Source organism: Streptomyces sp. NPDC004658 (genome assembly GCF_040609555.1).
Lineage (GTDB): Bacteria > Actinomycetota > Actinomycetes > Streptomycetales > Streptomycetaceae > Streptomyces.
Map to the genome: position 1 here is coordinate 1 of NZ_JBEXKG010000331.1, position 3,356 is coordinate 3,356.

The following is a 3,356-nucleotide window of genomic DNA, read 5'->3' on the forward strand; positions in this document are numbered from 1 at the left end:
CGCGGGTCCTCCGTGCCCGCGAGGGCCAGCCGCGCGACCACGCTGTCCGCGAGCCCGTCGGCGTCGCCGAAGCCGCGCCGGACCGCCTCCTGGTGCACCCGCCGCCGCACGGACGCCAGTTGTTCCGGGGTGAGGCGGGGCACCTCGGGCGGGGCGTCCGGGCGGCGGGCGGACGGGCGCAGGCGTCCGAGGGCGGTCGCGGCCCGGTTCATCAGCCGTCCGGTGCCGTCCGTGACGGCGGTCCGGCACGCCTCGTCCACCGCCAGCAGCACCAAGGGTGTGACCACGGCCCCGACGGTGTCGAGGCCGAAGCCGAGCGGGTCCGACCGTCCGCCGGCGGACGCCCGCCGCAGCCGCCGCACCACCGGGCCGTAGTCCAGGCCCGCCAGATCGTCGACCAACCGGCCTTCCTCCGGCGCGTGCCGGCCGACGACATCCCGCACCACGTCCAGCACGGTCGCACGCATGCGTCCGCTCCTTCCCCCGTCCGTTCCCCGTGCGCACCCGCACCGGGCGCCCCGTTCGGGTATTGCCCGCTGGAGCATGCCGTACGCGCGCCGGAAACCCCCGTTCACCGGACGGGGCTCAGCCGCCGTCCAGTTCCTGCTCGCACCAGATGGTCTTGCCCCGGCGGCCGAACCGGGTGCCCCAGCGGGCGGCGAGCTGGGCGACGAGCGACAGTCCCCGGCCGCCCTCGTCGATGGCGCGGGCGTTGCGCAGGTGGGGCGCGGTGCTGCTGCCGTCGGACACCTCGCACACCAGGCTCCGGTCGCGGATCATGCGCAGCCGGATCGGCGGGCTGCCGTACCGGATGGCGTTGGTGACCAGTTCGCTGACGATCAGTTCGGTCGTGAAGGCCAGCTCCTCCGACTCCCAGGCCGCGAGCTGGCGTTCGGCGAGCCGGCGTGCGGTGCCGACGACGGCCGGGTCCTTGGGCAGCGTCCACTCGGCGAGCCGGTCCTCCGTCAGGCCGCGGGTGCGGGCGAGGAGCAGAACGGCGTCGTCCTCGGCCTGGCCGGGCAGGAGGGCGTACACCGCGTCGTCGGCGAGCTGGTGCAGCGGACGGTCGGGATGGCCCAGGAGACGGAGCAGGGTCCGCCGGGCGTCCGGTGCCGCGCGGACGAGACCGTTGGTGTACAGCGCCAGCACGCTGCCGTCCTGCAGTTCGACGCGCACCGCCTCGTACCCGCCGCGACCCGCACCGAGCAGCGGGCCGGCGGGCGGTTCGAGGACCAGGGGCTCGCCGAGCGTGCCGACGGCCACCGGGGGCGCGTGCCCCGCGCTGGCGGCCGTACAGGTGCGGGTCACCGGGTCGAACACCGCGTACAGGCAGGATGCCGTGACCGGCTCGCCCGTGTCCCGCGTCAGCGAGACGGTGGTCTCGTCGAGGCAGGAGAGCAGCTCCTCCGGTGCCAGGTCCCGCACCGCGAGGGTCGTCAGCGCGGTGCGCAACTGCCCCATGGCGGCGGCCACTTCGATGCCGCTTCCGGTGACATCGCCGACGGTCAGCGCCACCCGGCTGCCGGAGAGGGGGATGACGTCGTACCAGTCCCCGCCGCCGCCCACGGTGCCGGGCAGGTGGAGGGCGGCGGTGTCGACCGTGGTCAGCCGCGGCGGGGTGCGGGGCAGCAGATGGCGTTGCAGGGCCGTCGCGATGGTGCGTTCACGGGCGTAGCTGCGGGCGTTGTCGATGCTGAGCGCCGTGCGCTGGGCCAGTTGCTCGGCCAGGGAGAGGTCGTCCTCGTCGTACGGCCGGGGGTCACGGTGCCGGAAGAAGCAGACGACCCCGAGGACGGTGCCGCGCACCACCAGCGGGGTGATGAGGAGCGAGTGCACACCCGCGTCGGTCAGCAGCCGGGCCCGCCCGGGATCGGTGGCCAGCCACGGCTCGTCCGGTGCCAGGTGGGTGACGAGCCGGGGCGCGGCGTCCTGGAGGCTCCGGGTGAAGGGCGTGGGGAAGGGGAAGGTGGCCAGCTCGTCCGCGGGCACCTGCCGCGCGGGGTCCCTCACCGAGCGGAAGGCGACCCGGCGCAGGGGTACGTCGGCGTCGACCGGCCCCCCGGACAGCGCGGCGCCGCGCACCGCCTCGTCCAGCACGTCCACCGAGACGGCGTCCGCGAACCGGTCCACCACCACCTCGGCCAGTGCGGCCGCCGTGTCCCGCACGTCGAGGCTCGTGCCGATGGCCTGATGTGCGTCGTGCAGGATGTCCAGCCGGTCCGCGGCGCGCTGCCGCGCCGAGACGTCCTCCACGACGGCGACGCCCAGGACGTGCCCGCCGCCGGGACGGATCCGGAAGGCCGACACCGAGAGCACCGTCTCCCGGTCCGGGCCACGAGGGGGCCGGCCGCGCACGAGGCGGTCCCGGACCTGCGTCTGCCCCGTGAGTACCTGACGGGCGAGCTTGAGCAGCTCGGGATCGTGGAAGCCCTCCGCGGCCTCGTCGAGCCGCCGCCCGAGCACCGCGTCGCCGGGCAGTCCGCGCACGCCGCGCCCCGCGGGGTTGTAGCGCACGATCCGCAGCTGCTCGTCGAACACGTACAGGCCCATGGGCGCCTGGGTGAACAGCGCCTCCAGCACGGTGGCCGACAGCTCCCCGCTGTCGTATCCGGACGACATCCCGGGCCTAGCCCCGCGCGCCCGCGACGGTGTCCGGGGCGGTGAGGGCGAGGATCTCGGCAGCTGGCGCGCTCCCGCGGCGCGCGAGGCTCGGCGAGCCGGAACAGGGAGAGCGCCGCCGGCCGAGAGCGGCCCCGGAGGGGACCGGCGGGCAGGTCCGCGGGTCTCCGGTAAGACCGTGATCGGCGATGGGCGGATAGCGGCGCATCACTGGCCCCTTCGGCGTCGACACCGGGCTCTTTCTTGAGACCCTGGCGGGTGGGACGGACGGCAGCCATCGGGGTGGGCCGGGCGGGTGATCGAGTCCATGCCGGGGGCCGGGGAAGACGTGCGCGAGCGGCTGCGACCGGCTGCGGCCGGGGGTCGGGCCGCGTGGCCGGTCGCCGCCGGGGGCGTCGCGCGCAGCCCCCGGCACCGGCGTCGATCGCGACGGCTCGGTGCCTCGGAATAGGAGGGGAGGCCACCGCGTTGCACGGGCGAAGTTGATACATCAACCATTATGAAGGGCGGAGGACGATGCAGTTCGGCATCTTCACCGTCGGTGACGTGACCATCGACCCCACCACGGGCCGTGCGCCGACCGAGCGCGAGCGGATCAAGGCCATGGTCACCCTCGCGCAGAAGGCGGAAGAAGCGGGGCTGGACGTCTTCGCGACCGGTGAGCACCACAACCCGCCGTTCGTGCCGTCCTCGCCGACCACGATGCTCGGCTACATCGCCGCGCGGACCGAGCGGCT

The 3,356-nt window shown here is 74.9% G+C and carries 3 protein-coding genes; 1 reads left to right on the plus strand and 2 read right to left on the minus strand.

The window, feature by feature from the left end; all coding sequences use genetic code 11:
* A partial coding sequence (locus ABZV94_RS40835; RefSeq protein ID WP_356350066.1) for a hypothetical protein occupies positions 1-467 on the minus strand: 467 nt, incomplete at its 3' end.
* 118 nt (positions 468-585) lie between these two features.
* On the minus strand, positions 586-2,619 hold the full coding sequence (locus ABZV94_RS40840; protein ID WP_356350068.1) for a SpoIIE family protein phosphatase: 2,034 nt from the start codon (positions 2,617-2,619) through the stop codon (positions 586-588).
* 516 nt (positions 2,620-3,135) lie between these two features.
* Here ABZV94_RS40840 and ABZV94_RS40845 point away from each other — a divergent pair.
* Positions 3,136-3,356 (plus strand): LLM class flavin-dependent oxidoreductase (locus tag ABZV94_RS40845; RefSeq protein ID WP_356350071.1); only part of this gene is annotated, 221 nt, incomplete at its 3' end.

Excerpts from the sequence above, each read along its gene's own strand:
- ABZV94_RS40840 (WP_356350068.1), bottom strand. The coding sequence starts at position 2,619 with ATGTCGTCCGGATACGACAGCGGGGAGCTGTCGGCCACCGTGCTGGAG.